The following is a 17,430-nucleotide window of genomic DNA, read 5'->3' as shown; positions in this document are numbered from 1 at the left end:
TTTTAAAAACTATCCTCTATTGATTGCTTAATTTTAAATTTTTTATAAAAGTATAAAATTATAAAATTATACTTTACCGTTGGTTTGTTGTGTTATAAAATCAAATTATAAATTTATAAAAGTATAAAAAAACTTTTTTTACGAGGTGACGGAAAATGTGCAAGGTTATCACAACTGGGAACTTCAAAGGTGGAGTTGGAAAGACTACCAACGCTGTAATGTTAGCTTATACATTCGCAAAACAAGGAAAGAAAACTTTATTAGTAGATTTAGATCCACAAGCAAATGCGACTGATTTACTATTTAACACAATGAAAAAAATATATTCAATTGAACCAGAATTCAAAAGAACATTGGCGATGGCTCTTATAGACGCAAACTTACAGAGTGCGTTGATTAATGTACTACCAAACTTAGATTTGCTTCCTTCTTACGAGGATTTACAAACCTACGAGAAATTCCTATTCAGAAATTTTGAAGATGACTTCTCACAAGATACATATTTTGCAAAACAGTTAAGTACAATCAAAGAAAATTATGATTACATTTTTATTGATGTGCCTCCACAATTAAATAAATTTGCAGACAGTGCCTTAGTCGCTAGTGACTACGTAATGGTTATATTACAAACACAAGAAAGATCATTAAAAGGTGCTCAGAAATACGTAGAGCATGTATTCGCGTTAGCAGATGATTACAATTTACCATTAGAAATTATTGGGGCGTTACCTGTACTAATGCAAAACGGGAATGAAATCGACAAAGATATTCTTCAAGAAGCAGAAGAGATTTTTGGTAAAGCTAATGTATTCAATAACATCATTAAACAGATGGCACGTTTAAAGAGATTTGATAGAACGGGAATCACTTATAATCTGAAAGATGTTCATGATAAAAACGTTCATACTGTATATCAAAACATTGCAGGTGAAGTCGAAAAAAGAATCGAGATTTTGGAAGGAATGACAACAGTAAATGGATAACAATTTGAATATAGACAAAGAACAACTTGGTATGAGAAGAAAAAGAACTGAAGGTTCTGTTACGATTACACCAGAAAGTAAAGAAGAGCAGGAACGTACTTTCCCTGAAGATGATAAGCTCTTTGAAAAACCAAAGAGAAAACTAACTACGAAAGAGTTACCAAAATCTTTCCGTGTCTCATTAGAAACACACACAGCAATATCAACACTTGCTACAATTGAAGATATGAAAATTTATGAAGTAATAAATATGTTAATCGAAGAAAAAGTTGCTTCATTACCTACACCAAAACAAAAATTAGTAAAAAACGCTGTAAAACAAGTGCTTGAATCGAAGAAAAATCGAGAATAGGAATGAAGTTAAACTTTATTCCTATCTAAATAAACGTATTTATAAATTTATAAAATTATAAAAGTATAAGATTATAAATTCATAAAAAAGGAGTGGTACCTTTGGAAAATAAAAGTAAATCTTATGTAGTAACTGTGACGCCTATTACTGAAAGTTCAGCTTCAACTATTCAAAGTGATCAGACTAACACAAAAAAAGAAATACAGACACCAGAGAAACCCGATCAACGTTTAGTTCCATCTAAAACAGCTAAAATTTCACCTGCTGTTTTGCTAAAGTTAAATACCCTTAAGCCGTTTATTCAGGAACAAGAAGGTATGGATAAAACATCAATTAATAACATTATTGATATGTTGGTTGAACACTATATAGATGCAAACTTAAAAGATCGACATTCTGAAGCGTATAAAGATATGTACAAGCGTCTTTATGAAGTATTAGAGAATAAATAAAACCTTTTAAATAGGAGTGGTCATTTTGGATAAAAAATACTTGGTGACTGTAACACCTGTTCTAGATAATTCTAAGCCGCAGAAAAAGAATTCATTGTCAACAACAGACAGAAAAAATATAAAAGTATCACCTGAAACGCTTAGTAAAATAAAGGCCATTAGCACAATGAAAGACATAAAAAATTACGAACTTATTGATGAAATATTAGATTACTATATCGCTAATAAGTTGAGTTCAAATGAACAAAACAATCTCAATGACATAATATCCATTAGAAAATAAGCCCTACTTTTTTGTAGGGCTTCATCTTCCTTTTTCACCAAAACTTCCACCACGGCTTTTTCTTCTCTTTCGCTGTAGCAACATCATCCCGAAATTCCTTCATTAATTTCTTCGTTTCCTGCATCTCACGTAGTGTTTTCATAAGTGTCTCGTCTCGCGCTTGCTAACATGTAAACGCATAGGAACGTTCTTTTACTCAACCATCCCCTGTTTCTTACATAATTCTAATTTTTGTTGATTCTTTGTGTATTCACTTGCGCTCATACTATTAGTGTTTCCTTGATTATTTGCCTTTTTCATCATTTCATTTTCTGATTTTACGGTATCGCACTGATCTTGGGTGAGATTAGTCTTAGTTTGTGTCTTAGTCTGTGTTTCTTGAGCTTTTTGTTCCTGTTGAGCTTGAGTTTGTTCTCTAGCTCTCTGGTCATTCTCCTCGCCTTTAACTTTACTATATTCTTCTGGAGTCATGCCTTCAGCTTTAGCTTTCTTCTCCACATAATTATATAACTCAACCTTTTCTTTTCTAGTCATCCACACAGATAATTCAATTGTTCCATCTTTCTTACGAGGATATACAGCAGAATGAAATTTATCAGCAATGGCAGCTTTCTCCGCGTCAGACTTAGTGTCTTTCTTATTATCTTTCTTAGATTCCTGTTTAGCTTCTTGCTTCAAGTGATCCTTTTTAGGTTCTTCTTTTGAACCACAACCAACAAGTAACGTTGTTGCCAATAATCCTGTAAATGTTATTTTAAGCGTTTTATTCATAGTTACCTCCGACATTAATTATATGTATAATACAATTTTAACATATTAAAAGGTATAGAAGAATCATTCCATCGATTCTTCTATACCTCATGTACAATCTCTTACCAGAACTTCCACCACGGCTTTTTCTTCTCTTTCGCAGCAGCAACCTCATTTCGAAATTCCTGCATTAATCTCTTCGTTTCCTGCATCTCACGAAGTGTCTTCATAAGCGTTTCATCTCGAGCTTCCAATCGTTTTTCTACTCGTTCATTGTGCGCTTCTAAGCTTGCTTTGATTTCCTCGTTACTTTGCTTGGCCTGCTCACTTAATCGCTTCTCCATTGCTAACATACTCTGATTCATTTCTTGTGCCATAACGCTGTACTGTTCCTGTAATTGTTGTTTAATGTGGAATGGCACTAAATCCGTTTCTTCAGCCTCTTCTTGAATCAGATCCGGATTAACTTTCTCTATTTGTTGCGCGATCATCTTCGCTGCTTTCTCTAGTGTCATACCGTCATGCTTACTCAGTTCAATTAATTTCTCAATCACCATAATGTCATTGTCTGTGTATTGGCGTCTGCCACGATTATCCTTCTTTACAGCGAATCCCTCGCGTGACAATACTTCCATGTACTTTCTAAGGGTGCTATCAGAAATTCCTAGTCGTTTGTATACTTCACTAGCGGAATAAACAATTTCGTCCGTCATAACGTCACAACACCTCCTAGTGACAGTATTCCATAGCGTTTTATTAATTCCTGCGAAACGCACTCAAATAATAGGCATATTCCTTACTATGATATAATTAAGATAGAGAGAAAATTAAGAACAATCATTTATCAAAAAGGAAAGGAAGAATTTCATGGTAAAAACAGGCGAATGTGCTTTATGTAAGAATGAAGCGGAGTTAAAACTTAGTCATATTATTCCTAAATTTGTTTTCCGAAACCTTAAGAAAGATTCATTTACCGGTATATTACGGACTACATCCGAACCTAATAAAGCATTACAAGATGGAAAGAAAGAATATTTGCTGTGCCAAGAGTGTGAAGGACGATTTAGTTATAATGAAACACAATTTTCTAACAAAGTTCTTATTCCTTTTAAAAAAGAAGGATTTAATTCAGCTTTACATTATGAAAGTGATTGGTTAAACCGATTTATTACATCAGTTAGTTGGAGAATTTTATATTTAGACCTAGAAAAGTTTGAAAAAGAACAGAATCCAGAGAAAAAACTAACTGAGGATATGTTTAAAACCTTACGTAATGCTGAAGAAATAATGCGCTTATATTTATTAAATAAACGTTTAAACTTAAATGGTATAGAGAATCATATATTCTTTTTTGATGAGGTTGAGTCAAAAAGCGGTTTCGATAACCCTCACACCTTAATGCACGGTTCTGTATTCGGTTCTACTGTTATAAGGGTTCATGATGCAAAAAATGTCATATATGTTGCTTCTAATTTATTAGGTATACTTATAGTAACCATCATACAAAAACATCCAAAAGAAAAATGGCGCAATACTTTTGTAAAAAATGAATCTGGTAAAATTAAAATACCTCAAATTTTAGATAGCCCGATAGCGTGGGAGATATTACAAGCTCAGAAATTACAAAAGCAATACAAACAAGAACTTTCGCCAAATCAAAAAGAAAAAATTATAGAGAAAATAAAAAATGATCCAGAGGGTTTTATGGAAAGTGGTACTTATAAAAGAATAATGTTAGATCAAAATCTAAAGTAAAAAACCTTGTTTATTCAAGGCTTTTTACTTTAATAAAATATTGAATGACCTTTCTTAAATAGCCTTTGCAATCTCAACAAGCAGCCTCATAAACAACGGAATCATTTGTACTACAATATAGCCGATCCCTGCCCTTGAAATAAGGGAGAATCCCCGTTCCTGGCTACCAACCATAATGAACAAACCACCGCATAACGCTACAACGGATGCAATCGGATAGGATACTGCTTTAATCAAGAAGATAACCGGTTCAAACGCATTTACAATACGATTGTATAACTGGCCATCTATATAATTTTTTATTGCCCCGTCATTGGACTGCACATCTTTAAATACTTCATTCACGTCTGGATTATTTCCATCAGCAAACACATGAGGAATATCTATAATTTGGCTGAATATAATAGCACTACCGATCACAATACTTATTCGCGCCGCCACGGGTGCGTATTTTTTTGCTTTCTTTTTGAACAAGCTCCACTTTTTCTTTGCCCCATAGTTACCATCCATAAAATCTTTGATGCTCATTGTCTCTGCTGCCATATGGACCATCCCCTTATTTTTAATGGAAGTCAGTAACTGTAAATATATTGCAATCCAACCCCTCACAAAGCTTTTGCAGGTTCTTCCTGCGGTATTCCGTCGTGGTGTACCAAATAAATTTAGGTGACTTTTCAAATACATTACATTCCATCAATTTGCGATACTTCTGCATCTTGATGCGGTTTGCGCTCATCTTTTGTTCATGATCCACCTCTACAATGTGGTAACGGCCATTATCCGTGAATAGTGCATCTGCAATTATAGAAACGATACCTTTCACATTCATCTTAACTTCCTGCTTCCACGTTTTCGGGCATTCATAAGCGATGTAAATATCATTCCTCATAATGTAATGACGAAATTGATTCGAACGCTTGAGTATCTTCTTACTTCCGATACGTTCACGCCCTTCCTTGTTAAGATAATAAACCTTCTCTCCATCCCTAAAGCTAGATACATATTCTTCAATTCCTTTCATGACACGCGATGCATTCCTATCTCCACCGAGATTATGAAGCACCTGTAATTGCTTCCTAGTCAAGAATCCCAATTTCCTCAAGCTGTAGAGTATGTTTTCTGTGCGTTGTTCCTTCATTGCTAACTTTTGCATTTTCAAGCTCCTTCCTCGCTCTTATGTTGATGTGCGGCTTTATGATGTTATCAATTTGCTTATTATCGATATAAATTGTCTGTAGGACCTTTTTCTCATTTGTTTGATATATCGCCCTTCCTTTTATGTTAGGAAGACTCTCTGCGCCGCCTTCGTCTAATACGGCACGGCTCCCTGCTTCTGTCTGCAGTCTAAAGCAAACACGAGCGCCAATGTTTTGTCGTAATTGCGATGGAAGAGCTTCATTTGTTGGGTACTGTGTCGCATATACCAAGCGGAATCCCGCTGCCCTGCCACGACGCCCTATATCTACAATGATGTCCCTGCACTCCTGATATGGCGCTATATCGGCTGCTTCATCGACAATTACAAAGTATCTCACTGAATCCCCGGCTTCTTTTATATCTTCGTATCCTTTTTCTAGTAAGTATTCGTTTCTAGCATTCAGTTTATCTTGCAATTCCCTTAGAGTCTCAAGGGCTTCCTCTGGATTCTTCGCAATCGATTCGACTTGATTTAGGAATCTGTATCGGTTGAAAGAGAGACCGCCCTTTAAATCAATAAGGAATAGCTTTATATTTTCTGGTTGGTTACGTACCAGGGCTGTAATAATGAGTTTTAGTACATTTGATTTACCCATATCCGTCATACCAGCCGATATCATGTGTGAGAGTTGATCAAAGTCGTGTTTTACCAATCCATCCCTCGTATAACCAATTGGCACCTCCCAGCCTCTACACTGCCTCATCATATCTTCTTCAAATTTCACGAAATCAGGAATCCCCTTCTCATAAACTCGTATTTTCAGCAAACCATCGTAAGACAGCTCAATTTCCTTTCTAACGAGTTTTTTCTTGTTTATGATGTTTTGTATTTGTTTTAAGATATCTTTTCGCAGTCGAAGAGATTTGAAGTCTTGTAGTTTAAAATCATAAACTTTGCTCTTGTGATTTAATCCATCCTCTAAATGTTGTATCTTTTGTTCGAAATCGGAGAAGCTAAGACCAAGCGGAATCCTATACGCATATTCAACTCCCCAATCATTTCTTGTCTTACGGAGTAGCTGTATAGTCCTAGTTTCTTTCCCTTCCTTAACTTTCAAACCACAATTAGCGCAGATCCTTTGAATCTTAGAGGCATCATTTGTTGCTCCTTTTTGATGCATTTTTGATAGAAAGACTACACCACCGACTGCAGCTGAACTTACTAACTCAAATATCACAAACTCGCACCACCCTTCTTTATGTATTCTGCAAGAATAGTCCCTAGAGATTAGAAGAGAGAAAAACTGCTATGATTCATTGAAACTACTTATCTTTCAATGTCTAAATCAATATTCCGTGACCGAATTCTACTCAGAATAGGTAAAACGAAGTTTTAAAAGGCTATCAATTTGGAACTGAGAATCGTAATTTGTTTGGTATGGTAAAAGGTATTTCACACTGTTTGTTTGATATGCATCTTTTTTTGCACTCGTATAAAAAAGTTAACTCTTGTACATGCTGTTATTGAGGTGACAGTAATGTTTGATTGGCTAAAATTAGGGAAAACAAATAGAAGTAAATTTGGAAAGTGGTTAGATCGCCAAGGGATTTCCCAAGCGGAATTAGGAGAGAAATCTAAGTTGAGTAGAGCAACTATTTCAAAATTGTGCAATGACCATACATATAGACCGAAATTTTCAACTGTAGTTCAAATCACAAAAGGGTTAAAAAAATTAGGGAAAAACATAAATGAAAATGAATTTTGGATGTAGCTTCGTAAAAAAAACGGGGCTATTTCCACGCTTTTAAAAGAACATGCGTTCGTGTATAATGAGTGTAAAATGCACGAATCGGGGGATCATCATGGAAAAACAAAACTGGGGAACGCCTAAATTACGCGGTAGGGGCATGGTCAAGTGGTTGCCGTTCGCTTCAATTCCAGAACAACACGAAGAAATTAGAGGAATACTTAGCAATTTAAATAAAGTGCCGAAACCAATTGTCACTGAAGATATGAAGGAACAACTGCAAATCGGTCTTGTGCAATCGCTACAAAACAAAGAAGAAATACATATCTCATACTATCGTGACGGAATGGTGCAAGACATGTACATAAATGTATTACATATCGAACCGATGACAAGAACTATATACTGTACAGACGCTTTCGGTTTGAATACCGAGTTTAAGTTTGATGAATTGGTGAATATAAACTGACTATATATGGTCAGTTTTTTTCATGTGAATAGATTATGATTGGTTTAGTATACATAAGTTACGGGGATGCACTAAAGGGGGAGTAGTTTTGGATAATAAGCAAGGGGACAAATCGGATGATTTAAGTATGTTTTTGGGAGCAGGTTGCTTTATTGTAATACTTTTATTAATCGGGTTTGGGATATTCGGAATTATAGGCGCTCTTATAGAAGGGGGCGACGCTGAAGAGTACAACAACAATCCTTACACTGAAGACTTTGATGGGGATGGAATTGGTGGAGATAAGGATGATCATGACTATTATCATAAAAATGTAAAATAAGCCGCCCAATAGGACGGCTTTCATTGTTTACTTTTTAAAATACTCGTAGAACCATTTACCTTCAGGTCTAGTGTCCATCCACCAAGTAATTTTATCTAATTCAGCATTCGGTAACACTTCCGTTTGCAAATATGCTGTACCAGTTAATGGATCGGAAATAACTTGTCCTTTAGTTCCACGCTCAGCCATAGCATTTAATACTTCTGGAATCAATGAGACGCCAAATCCACCAGATTTAACATATTGATATCCACCATTAGAAACGTTTTGTTCTGGATGATTCACTTCTGTAAACCAAGATAAAGGTTTGCTTCCAATTAATTCATTCAAATCACACTTACCGATACCAGGCACATTTCCTGTTTCAGTGTATTGCCAAATATCACATGAATAAGCTGGTCTTTTCCCACCATAACGTGGAATCCATACAAAGTCAGCAACTACATTCGCCATTCCGAATGGAGCATACATATGATGGCCAACATATAAACCGACTTTTTGAGCACCTAATCGTCGTAATTCATCAATAAAAGCTTGTGCACCAGCTCTCATATCATTCATTGTTTTTACTTCTACATCAGCAACCCAGACTGTTGCGCTCTTATCTCCACGATTCCAGAAGTCACGAGCTTCTATCCGCGCATCATTTTCAGAAACAAAACGACAGAATGCATAGTTTCCGAACGGGATATTACGAGCTTTCATGGCAGCAACATAAGATTTGTACACCGGATCAACATAGTTAGAGCCATCTTGTACTCGAGCAATAACGAAATCTAGATGTTTTGCTGCTGTATCCCAATCAGGACTACCATTCCATTTAGACATATCAACGATATAACCCATTATTTATCGTCTCCTTCACTATTTACTTCATGATCAGACCAAATACCAAGTACAACGCCAACGGTAAATAAATATGGTGCTAATTCATCTAAGAAACTCTTCGCCTCTGGAACACCCAACTTCGTAAATAAAAATCCAAGCAAAGAAAAAACCGCAACCCATGTTTTCCAGTTGCGGAATCGTTTTTTGATATTCTCTTTTGACATATTACATGCCACCTTTCATTAGTAATCCTAATAAGCCAGCTACAATCGCTCCGATGATGATACGAAGAATCCATGTAGTGTTAGCGCTAATCTTATCAAGAAGCTTATTTATATTTACAATGTCCTTTTCGTTGACAGTGGTACGTGTTTCCAAGTTGCGAATATCACGCTGCATATCCTTTTGGTCTGATTTTATTTGGAGTATCTCTTGTTTTAAATCTTGAATTTCTTGCATTGGTTCAGCTCCTTTCAAAATAAAAAGAGAGACGATTGTCCCTCTTTTTTAAAAACGCTAATTTAGTTACCGCCAAGTAATGTATACAACAATAAATCAGCAATTATTTGTTGCCCTTTTTCGTTTGGATGAAAATTATCATTATTTATACTCTTAAATGGCACACCGAGATTTGTTATTTGATAACTATAATAACTATACAAATCTACAAACCCTGTCTTATTTTCATCGGATAATTTTTTTACAATTGGATTTATATCTGTTTCTAATCGTTTATTAACCGAATCAGACTCCATCACTTTATTAGAAGTTCTTAATAAAATTTGAGCATTAGTTTTCTGTTGTATCTGTTCAATTACCCACTTGTATTTTGTTTCAAAATCTTCATTAGATATTTTTCTACCTGCGTCATTTAATCCAGAGTTTATAACAACTATATCTGGATTAATACTAATAATCTTATCGATTCTTGCTGACATATCAATAATCGTATTCCCAGATACCCCTGAGTTAACTACTTTAACTATGTCTGATCCATAAGTATTCTTTAGAAAATCATTTATAATTGATACATGACCAGGTTTCCCGTTTGTTTGGAAATTCTGTTCTGTTGTCGAATCACCTAGGAAAACTATTGTTGCTTTTTGTCCTTTATCTAATTTTTCTATAGCCTTTGTTTTAAATGGTATCAAATTTAGTTCGTTTCTTATTTCAGGAGATATTCGCTCTGAAATTTCTTTTTTAGACGCATTGACTTTTCCTTTTACTTCTTCTTTATGCTTTTTCTCTTCAACTTGGCTACTACTATGTGCTTTTTGAACATCTGCTTTGACCTTGTCATCATAATAACTTTTACCTATTGTAATTGTTGCTAAAAAAATAATTGTAATTAATATAGCACTAATTTTCTTCATATGTTCCTCCCGAAATACATTTATATACAAATATTAACTTATTAAGAGGCATACTCCAATTACATTTTGTTAATTTCTCGAATTATATTAATTCTGAAATATATAATCGTTTCCATTTTTTTGTTATCCCTCCTCTTTAGGAAGCGTTTGGCTAACTATCGTTCCACCTTCACCAGTTCCTTCTGATGGTTCTTCTTTCACTGGGACCACCTGCTTCACGTCGATTCGGGAGAAGATATAATCACCAATTACAACCGTAATGGTATTGCTGTTGTTCAATTGTTCATTTAAGTAGATTGGATCATAATCATTTGTTACAATCTCAATCTCTTTCCCACCGTTTGTATGAACCTTTAATTTTTTAGTGCCTTCTGCAGCAGGCAAATTGATTGGTAAAATACGTTTTACATCAATTCGTTGGATAATAAAATCACCGATAAGTACGGTAATTAGGTCGTTACTATTCAATTGTTCGTTTAGCACCTGTGCATCGTATTTTTCTGTTTGTACCGTGTGTTTTAATCCGCCTTGTGTGTGAATTTCAATTGTTTGCATATGTTATCCATCTCCTTCATTATTTTTTATCATTTATCTTAATACGTACCGCCACTTCTGGACTGAATAAACAAGCGTCCTGTAACAGTAGCATTAATTCTAGCTAAACTATCTGGTGTAATTTTAATTTCAACATAACGACCACGCTGCAATTTCCCTTCGCTATCCTTCGCTAAATACGGAATCAAATTTATATCTTGTCCTCTTATCGAATCGAAAGGCAATGTATTCCCATCCACTTCAATCGTTACTTTTGATGGGGTTTGATATAATTCGAAAATGCCGAACTCAATATCGTGGGTGTGATTTGGCAATGTGATTTCATGGCTGTGCGGGTCTAGGTGTATATCGTGCTGGTGGTTTGGCAGACTAATAGAATGTTGGTGGCTTGGAATGCTAATAGAGTGTTGGTGATTTGGTATGGACAGACTATGCGTGTGCTCGCCACTAGAACCATGTGTGTATAGACTAGCTCCTGTTCCTTTTGCATAAAACGAAGCCGCTGTATTCCTACCAGGATCAGAAAATGCTGTGTACAATCCTATCGTTGGAGGTTCAGAGGGAACAATACCACCACCATGAAACATCTTATGAACATGATCCCCGCCACCGCTAGATGTTTGCACACTCCCGCCGCCACTAGTTGATGTTTGTGTACTGCTACCGCCACTAGACGTCGATTGTACGATAGACCCCCCAGCCGATGTGGAGGACACTGTACCCCCGCCAGCGCTTGTAGAGCCCACTACAGCCCCGCCGCCTTTAATGGCGCGCTCATATGCTCTAAATCTTAATATCTCAAATGTCAGTAACAATTCATTCACATTTTTCACATCGTTAGGTATTTGAAACCTAATGATAGCTGGATGTTCGGGGTCGCAATTATCTTGGAAATCTCGACTATCAATATTCGTCGTTCCTTGAGAATACACTTCGTTGACTCTCTGTCGTTTCTCAATATCGGCCTGTATTGTACCTAAATCAGTTACCTTATTTTCTAATACGAGTTTTACATCAAGTGGATTCCCTGTAACATCATCTTTCGAACGATCCATTACTCGTAAATCTACTGATATATTGAAATCCTCATCATACAGACGTACTAGCTTACCAGTCTCATACTTTTCTATTTTGTATGGGTCAATCAATTCGTAATCAATTGCCTGAATTTCATAAGTAACTTTCGGCATACATGCTTTTAGCAACATTGAATTTGCTGAAGCGTAAAGTGATTGAGCATCTTCAAATCTTCTATCTACCCATATATAATCAAATCCATCGTGTAATTCTCTGACAAACTCAGGAGCGTCTATATAAGGAAGGCCATTATTAACGCTTTTAATTGTAAGTTGGTTTACACCTTCTCCATAACCCAGCGGATAAATCCTAGTCATGACATCCTTTGCTTCTACTTTTCGTTTAATTCCCTTCATATTCTTCCGATATCGAAGTTCACCCGTAATTTCTTCAGAATATCGGACAATGTTTAACGTCCAAGGATACGAGGAATCGTCCCATGTCCATTGGAATTTCTCATCAAATGGCTTCGGAATGCTATATATCGGTCCTAATAACGTATCTTCATTTTCCCAACTATAAGAAAAATACTTTGTGAAATCACATTGACCAAGTTTCCAATGTTTTATTCTCTGTTTGCTAAGAAGATACTCGATATTCTCCCTTGTGGTTAAATTTATTCTTTCGTGATAACCAAAAAGCACGCTATCCATTAGTGTGGATAAAACGTGCTCGCAATCATAAGTTATTATTTTTTCGTGTACTTCTCTTTCTTCTTCACTGTCCATAATACGGAACATACCGATACGCTTACCATTATCGAATATTTCCACATAATCAAACGTTTCAATTTCTTCTCTCTTTGGATCTGTAAAGGGCAATGAAAAACCCGCCGTCCAAAGTTCATTGAGTGGCGGGTTGTACTTTATGTTATATGCATTTTCAAGATATGCCTTGAGCTGCATTTGTTTGTTGTATAGTTTTAACAATATACCACCCCTTACTTAGACGTTAATTGTCCTACAAAGTAATCTCCCATTGCACGGAATCCATCATTATTTGGATGCAAATCATCGTATAGATGTGTTGAATACGTTCCTTTTCCTATGCCACTTTCAGCATGCATATCAACGAGTGGACAAGAATACATTTTTGCAATTTTACGTAAACCTTCGGATACTTCTTGCATTTTAGCCGATGGTCTTGTCGCTCTACCTGATCTAATTGGAGTACTAATGTAAATTCTGCATTTTGGATTTTTCGAACGAATATATTCAATAGCTGCACGTAACGCTCCGAATGTTGTAGTTTCATCGAATGTTGTATCTTCTTCTACTCCAACAACTCCAAAGTTAACGTTTTGTCCAACGTCATTTGTTCCTCCGGCGATTGTAATAATTTCATACTTTGTAACATCTTGAGCTTTAATATCATCAAGAATACATCCTACACCGCTAATACCAGAACGAGCGATAGTGGCGCCACTGTGCCCGAAATTATCAACAATAGCCCCAGCTTTTCGCATATAGGATTGATATCCTACAAGCGGTTCGGGACCAACTTCCGCAATAACTTTACCATCTAACCATGTAATACTATCACCAAATGTAGCAATCAATTTACCTAGTAATTTATTAGTAGTCATAACAGCCCACGGTAATAGAAATCCGTATGGAGAATAGCCCTTAGGTTTTACAGCTGACTTTTTCAACATATAAGTTAGCAAATCATTTTTTACAACATTCACGCGAACCATTCGCGCATTTTCTGGCACTGTTACGGTATACCATCCCGTTTCGCTCTGAACAAAATCTATTTTCTTAATAAAACGATTCTGTTCATCAAAGAAAACACCAGCTTGTGCATATTTATAGTTACATCCAAGTATTTCTCCTGGAGCTACTACAATAGAGCGAGATAAATTTATAATTGAGCTGTCTATAATGTTCCCTAGATCGTCCATATATTTATTTTTCAATGATGTTGTATCATCATATAAATTCAATGCTTCTACACCGGTTAAGCGTTCTGGCTGGATAAGAGATTGTAAGAATTCAGCTTTACTTGGCAACCATTCAGAGGTAAAACCATAATACGAATAAGATGTTGGTTTGGTTGCTGTCTTTTTTAGCATAAAGGCACTAAGATTAGCCTTTAGAACATTTACACGGATGTAACTAGCGTTAGATGGCGTATTATCTGTAAACCATCCACTACCTGCTGCTGTTTCATTAAAATTAAATTTACGAATCCATTTTTTATTATGATCAAAAAATCCACCTGGAGTTACATATTTAAAATTAACCCCAATTGTTTCTCCTGGAGTGACTTTGATATATCGTGTTACATCAATCGATGTACTATCATTCTCAAATCCTGCATCAGTAATATACTTATTTATCGTTCTTTCTGACATATTTAACAAGTTGTTAAACTGAACACCTTGAATTTGTTCCGGTAGCAATTCAATATTGACAGATTGTTTTTTTACGCCTTCGTATGCATTTAAGCTAAAGTCAAATCCTTTTGCTACAACTAATGTGTTTTGGGCGATATCCATAGATTTATCAAATTCAATTGCTAACCAGTTGTATGCATTTGTAACAGGGAAATCACCTACATTGAAGGTTTTCTTAAACCATGTATCTACCCCTGCCGTATTAGCGACTTTTTCCCACTCAGACCATTGACCGTACGCAACTCTAAATCGAACTCTACAAGATGATGTAAATACATTTGCTAAAAAACTTACCGTAATATCTTCATTAGGATTAACATTTCTTAGAAGTTTGTATTTAACACAGTCACCTTCTACATAAGTAGCGCTATCAATACGCGTTCCTAGTCGTCCGGTTGTCGTAAGTACAAGAGTAATACTTGATGCTTTTTCATAATAATCTGGGACAACTTTAAAACTTGGATTGTTCATTAAATTAATATCTGAATTGGATAGCCTACTTGTTAAATCTGGGTAACCATTTTTGGCATTTGTTAAGTCTCGTGTTATTTCGTTTGAATTTCGGATAGTTTGATTTATCTTTGGTTTCCCTACCCTTAAAGGTTCGTTTTGTCCTATCTCTGGTACGGGTGTAAATGTTAATTCAGCCATTGTGTTCCACCACCTTACATGTATTTCGCTTTTAATTTGAATGAAATATTAATGTTTAAGTTAGAACCCGTTATGTTCACTGCATTCGTACCAGGCAATAGTTCTAATCTTTCCATGTTCCCTTTCAATTCGAATAAGAAGTTTTGTCCGTTTTTCATAGCGGCATAATGCTCTGCATCGATTAGAAAAGATGCATTCGAAAAACTTCCAAATAAAAAACTCTCACCGTTTAGGGTAAGAGTTAAATTCGTTGCGGTACCTGAAATCTCGATAACAGGTCGGGCAACTAAAGAACCATAATTATCTATGTTAATACTTTGTGGCGTATTAATTGCAAATCCATAATCACCAATATCAAAAGTCACATCTGATTCAAAAGGAATTTCACTATCAAATGTTAAATCGTCTGTTTCTACGATTGAATATGCATGTGGATCATAAGCAATCATAGGTAATTCAAACTTACCCATACTAAGATAACGTTCAATTGGAAGCGAACCACTATATCGAGCTAGGTAATATTTATCAGGTTCATAATCATAAATCAGTTTTACTTCCTTTGGTTTGCCGTAAGGATCAATAAAGGCAGCCATCATTTTTCTGATAGCTACCGCTAATTCGTATCTATTTTCTTGTGGTTTAACAAGTAAAGGCAAACTAAATTGTATAGGGTCTATATCTGAACCAAAATAATAAGCACCAGGACGACCAGGGATAGAAACTGTATAGTCACGAACTGGTGGGGCTGCTGGATGTTGGAATCCTGGCAAAAGGGCTAATTTAAGTTCACTTATTCGTTTCCCGTCTATCGTCAAACTCACAGTTGTCCCACCTTTCTTCCTGATGTCTTAATATATTTCCCTAATTCCACTGCTAATTTTTTAATGTCAGCTTCTTCACGAATAGGGAAGGTAGCACCTTCAAACATTCTTTCGAAATTATATGAAATATTCCCGTTTGAGTTTGAAGAATTTCCATCTACATTACTTTGACTAGCGTTTCGGCTCATCGCTTGTGTGCTACTAGCCATACTGCCATATACATTACTGATGACACTTTTTAAGCCAGATAGCTCTTTCATAGAACTAGCCATTGAATAACTCATATCGCCAATTAATCGACTCATAGTACCCGTAATACCAAGTGACTTTTCATTTGAAGATAAAGGCGTAACAGATACACGATTACCTCTTTTGGTAAATAACTCTGGTCCAGCTTCACCGGCAATAAATGAACCGTCACCAAGAACATGCCCACCTGTTGCTAACATTGGGATTGTCGGTATATGAGTTTTCCCTCCACCAACAAACGGAACCCAATCAGGCATATCTATACTGTTAATACCCTCAATCAATGCATTAATCATTGAAATCACAGCATTTATTGGCGCTTTTGCTGCTAATTCTATTCCATTGAATACTCCATCAAATATTTTCACAATTCCTTTCCATGCTTTGTCCCAATCTCCTGAGAAAGCACCAGAAATGAAATCGATAATTCCGTTTAAAATTGGCTTTAAGACCGTATCCCACACGACTTTTATTCCATCAAATGCATCTGATACAACACTACCAATAGCACTAAATACAAATTTAAAAGCTGGTAACAGTACATTTTCTATGAATGATGAAATTTTTGAAAAAACAGGAGAGAGTATTTCTTCCCAAACTCGTTTGATAATATCAAATGCATCTTTGACAATATCTTTTATGATTGTAAAACCTTTGTCAAATACTGGTTGCAATGTCCCAACAATTATAGATACTATTTGATCTATTGTAGGTTTGAAGTATTCATTATATATGGCCATTATTTTATCTCCGAATAATACCCATATAGCAATTAAACCTGCAATTGCCGCAACCACTAAAGCAATCGGGCTTGTTAAAACAGCCATAACTCCTGCAAAGGTTATAGCCCCTGATGTTGCTAAGAATATTACTGGGGCGAGAGCTGCGCAAATACCAACAAGTATACCGATTGCAACAGTTATGGCTGTAATTGCAGCCGCTAAAACTGGATGAGCTGAAATGAATTCTGCTATTTTAGAAACCAATTCTGCTACTGTAAGTAACACTGGTTCAAGAGCTTCTTTTAAATCGTTCATCGCTTCTTTCAATTTGACCATCGGTGATGCGTCTGTTTTACTTACGGACTGTTGTAAATCATCTATGCCTTGTTTTAAGTCAGCTTGTTTTTGTTCAGTTTGTAAAATCGTATTTATGATTTTTTGACCTTGATCTTCCCACATTGTCATTTTGTTATCGTAAAGGCTTTTTATCCCTTACTTCTTACAC

General features: G+C 35.7%; 21 protein-coding genes and 2 pseudogenes. 8 read left to right on the top strand and 15 right to left on the bottom strand.

The features are described 5' to 3' along the window. Window positions 1-155 precede the first annotated feature (155 nt). From AXW78_RS30430 to AXW78_RS30415, 4 genes are all read left to right on the top strand, one after another. On the top strand, window positions 156-983 hold the full coding sequence (locus AXW78_RS30430; protein ID WP_061885243.1) for a ParA family protein: 828 nt from the start codon (window positions 156-158) through the stop codon (window positions 981-983). Then, entirely contained in the window at window positions 976-1,335 is a 360-nt protein-coding gene (locus AXW78_RS30425; protein WP_061885242.1) for a hypothetical protein, read from the top strand. Before AXW78_RS30430 ends, AXW78_RS30425 begins: the two co-directional genes overlap by 8 nt. Before the next feature lie 101 nt (window positions 1,336-1,436). Next, on the top strand, window positions 1,437-1,787 hold the full coding sequence (locus AXW78_RS30420) for a hypothetical protein (RefSeq protein WP_061885241.1): 351 nt from the start codon (window positions 1,437-1,439) through the stop codon (window positions 1,785-1,787). Between the two features lie 25 nt (window positions 1,788-1,812). Further along, window positions 1,813-2,070: a hypothetical protein gene (locus AXW78_RS30415; RefSeq protein WP_061885240.1), complete on the top strand. Its 258-nt coding sequence runs from the start codon at window positions 1,813-1,815 to the stop codon at window positions 2,068-2,070. Between the two features lie 34 nt (window positions 2,071-2,104). On the opposite strand, the pseudogene AXW78_RS33690 reads toward AXW78_RS30415, so the two are convergent. The 3 genes and pseudogenes from AXW78_RS33690 to AXW78_RS30405 form a co-directional block, all read right to left on the bottom strand. Further along, window positions 2,105-2,233, bottom strand: a pseudogene (locus AXW78_RS33690) (DUF3967 domain-containing protein); the annotation flags it as partial. 29 nt (window positions 2,234-2,262) lie between these two features. Further along, a complete protein-coding gene (locus AXW78_RS30410) occupies window positions 2,263-2,841 on the bottom strand; it encodes a hypothetical protein (RefSeq protein WP_061885239.1) in 579 nt (192 codons plus the stop codon). Between the two features lie 101 nt (window positions 2,842-2,942). Then, the gene (locus tag AXW78_RS30405; protein ID WP_061885238.1) at window positions 2,943-3,533 is read right to left on the bottom strand and encodes a DUF3967 domain-containing protein; all 591 of its coding nucleotides are present in this window, start codon (window positions 3,531-3,533) and stop codon (window positions 2,943-2,945) included. A 154-nt stretch (window positions 3,534-3,687) separates the two neighbouring features. Here AXW78_RS30405 and AXW78_RS30400 point away from each other — a divergent pair, with 154 nt between their 5' ends. Beyond that, window positions 3,688-4,575 carry a hypothetical protein gene (locus AXW78_RS30400; RefSeq protein WP_061885237.1) on the top strand — a complete coding sequence of 296 codons (888 nt, stop codon included), beginning with the start codon at window positions 3,688-3,690 and terminating at the stop codon, window positions 4,573-4,575. Between the two features lie 54 nt (window positions 4,576-4,629). Here the strand turns inward: AXW78_RS30400 and AXW78_RS30395 are convergent, their stop codons facing one another. From AXW78_RS30395 to AXW78_RS30385, 3 genes are read right to left on the bottom strand one after another with little or no spacing between them, the layout of a single operon-like run. After that, complete coding sequence (locus AXW78_RS30395) at window positions 4,630-5,118, bottom strand: hypothetical protein (RefSeq protein WP_061885236.1); 489 nt, start codon at window positions 5,116-5,118, stop codon at window positions 4,630-4,632. 19 nt (window positions 5,119-5,137) lie between these two features. Further along, on the bottom strand, window positions 5,138-5,713 hold the full coding sequence (locus tag AXW78_RS30390) for a replication-relaxation family protein (protein WP_081114093.1): 576 nt from the start codon (window positions 5,711-5,713) through the stop codon (window positions 5,138-5,140). Next, window positions 5,652-6,950, bottom strand: coding sequence for an FtsK/SpoIIIE domain-containing protein (locus AXW78_RS30385; protein WP_061885235.1), 1,299 nt, complete (start codon window positions 6,948-6,950; stop codon window positions 5,652-5,654). The genes AXW78_RS30390 and AXW78_RS30385 overlap by 62 nt, the downstream gene beginning before the upstream one ends. Window positions 6,951-7,250: 300 nt before the next feature. On the opposite strand from AXW78_RS30385, the gene AXW78_RS30380 reads away from it, so the two are divergent. The 3 genes from AXW78_RS30380 to AXW78_RS30370 all read left to right on the top strand — a co-directional run bounded on the left by AXW78_RS30380 (window position 7,251) and on the right by AXW78_RS30370 (window position 8,251). Next, the gene (locus tag AXW78_RS30380; RefSeq protein WP_000460750.1) at window positions 7,251-7,484 is read left to right on the top strand and encodes a helix-turn-helix domain-containing protein; all 234 of its coding nucleotides are present in this window, start codon (window positions 7,251-7,253) and stop codon (window positions 7,482-7,484) included. A gap of 91 nt (window positions 7,485-7,575) precedes the next feature. Further along, the gene (locus tag AXW78_RS30375) at window positions 7,576-7,929 is read left to right on the top strand and encodes a YolD-like family protein (RefSeq protein WP_061885234.1); all 354 of its coding nucleotides are present in this window, start codon (window positions 7,576-7,578) and stop codon (window positions 7,927-7,929) included. Between the two features lie 88 nt (window positions 7,930-8,017). Continuing rightward, window positions 8,018-8,251: a hypothetical protein gene (locus tag AXW78_RS30370; RefSeq protein ID WP_231122488.1), complete on the top strand. Its 234-nt coding sequence runs from the start codon at window positions 8,018-8,020 to the stop codon at window positions 8,249-8,251. Between the two features lie 27 nt (window positions 8,252-8,278). On the opposite strand, the gene AXW78_RS30365 is transcribed toward AXW78_RS30370, so the two are convergent. The 9 genes and pseudogenes from AXW78_RS30365 to AXW78_RS30325 form a co-directional block, all read right to left on the bottom strand. Further along, window positions 8,279-9,097 (bottom strand): GH25 family lysozyme, encoded by an 819-nt coding sequence (locus tag AXW78_RS30365; protein WP_061885233.1) that lies wholly within the window; start codon window positions 9,095-9,097, stop codon window positions 8,279-8,281. After that, entirely contained in the window at window positions 9,097-9,303 is a 207-nt protein-coding gene (locus AXW78_RS30360; protein WP_061885232.1) for a hypothetical protein, read from the bottom strand. Before AXW78_RS30360 ends, AXW78_RS30365 begins: the two co-directional genes overlap by 1 nt. A 1-nt stretch (window position 9,304) precedes the next feature. Then, window positions 9,305-9,538 carry a hemolysin XhlA family protein gene (locus AXW78_RS30355; protein WP_001156199.1) on the bottom strand — a complete coding sequence of 78 codons (234 nt, stop codon included), beginning with the start codon at window positions 9,536-9,538 and terminating at the stop codon, window positions 9,305-9,307. Between the two features lie 62 nt (window positions 9,539-9,600). Next, complete coding sequence (locus AXW78_RS30350; protein ID WP_061885231.1) at window positions 9,601-10,452, bottom strand: SGNH/GDSL hydrolase family protein; 852 nt, start codon at window positions 10,450-10,452, stop codon at window positions 9,601-9,603. 123 nt (window positions 10,453-10,575) lie between these two features. Further along, window positions 10,576-11,007 carry a hypothetical protein gene (locus AXW78_RS30345; RefSeq protein ID WP_061885230.1) on the bottom strand — a complete coding sequence of 144 codons (432 nt, stop codon included), beginning with the start codon at window positions 11,005-11,007 and terminating at the stop codon, window positions 10,576-10,578. A 38-nt stretch (window positions 11,008-11,045) separates the two neighbouring features. Next, the gene (locus AXW78_RS30340) at window positions 11,046-12,989 is read right to left on the bottom strand and encodes a phage tail protein (protein WP_061885270.1); all 1,944 of its coding nucleotides are present in this window, start codon (window positions 12,987-12,989) and stop codon (window positions 11,046-11,048) included. 35 nt (window positions 12,990-13,024) lie between these two features. Beyond that, on the bottom strand, window positions 13,025-15,133 hold the full coding sequence (locus AXW78_RS30335; RefSeq protein ID WP_061885229.1) for an SGNH/GDSL hydrolase family protein: 2,109 nt from the start codon (window positions 15,131-15,133) through the stop codon (window positions 13,025-13,027). Between the two features lie 14 nt (window positions 15,134-15,147). Further along, window positions 15,148-15,954, bottom strand: a complete 807-nt coding sequence (locus tag AXW78_RS30330; RefSeq protein WP_061885228.1) for a distal tail protein Dit — start codon at window positions 15,952-15,954, stop codon at window positions 15,148-15,150. Further along, window positions 15,951-17,387, bottom strand: a pseudogene (locus AXW78_RS30325) (phage tail protein); the annotation flags it as partial. The pseudogene AXW78_RS30325 and the gene AXW78_RS30330, both read right to left, overlap by 4 nt. Window positions 17,388-17,430: the final 43 nt, after the last annotated feature.

This window comes from Bacillus thuringiensis, from assembly GCF_001595725.1.
GTDB classification, from domain to species: Bacteria; Bacillota; Bacilli; order Bacillales; family Bacillaceae_G; genus Bacillus_A; species Bacillus_A thuringiensis_K.
This window is presented reverse-complemented; position numbering and strand designations above follow the sequence as displayed.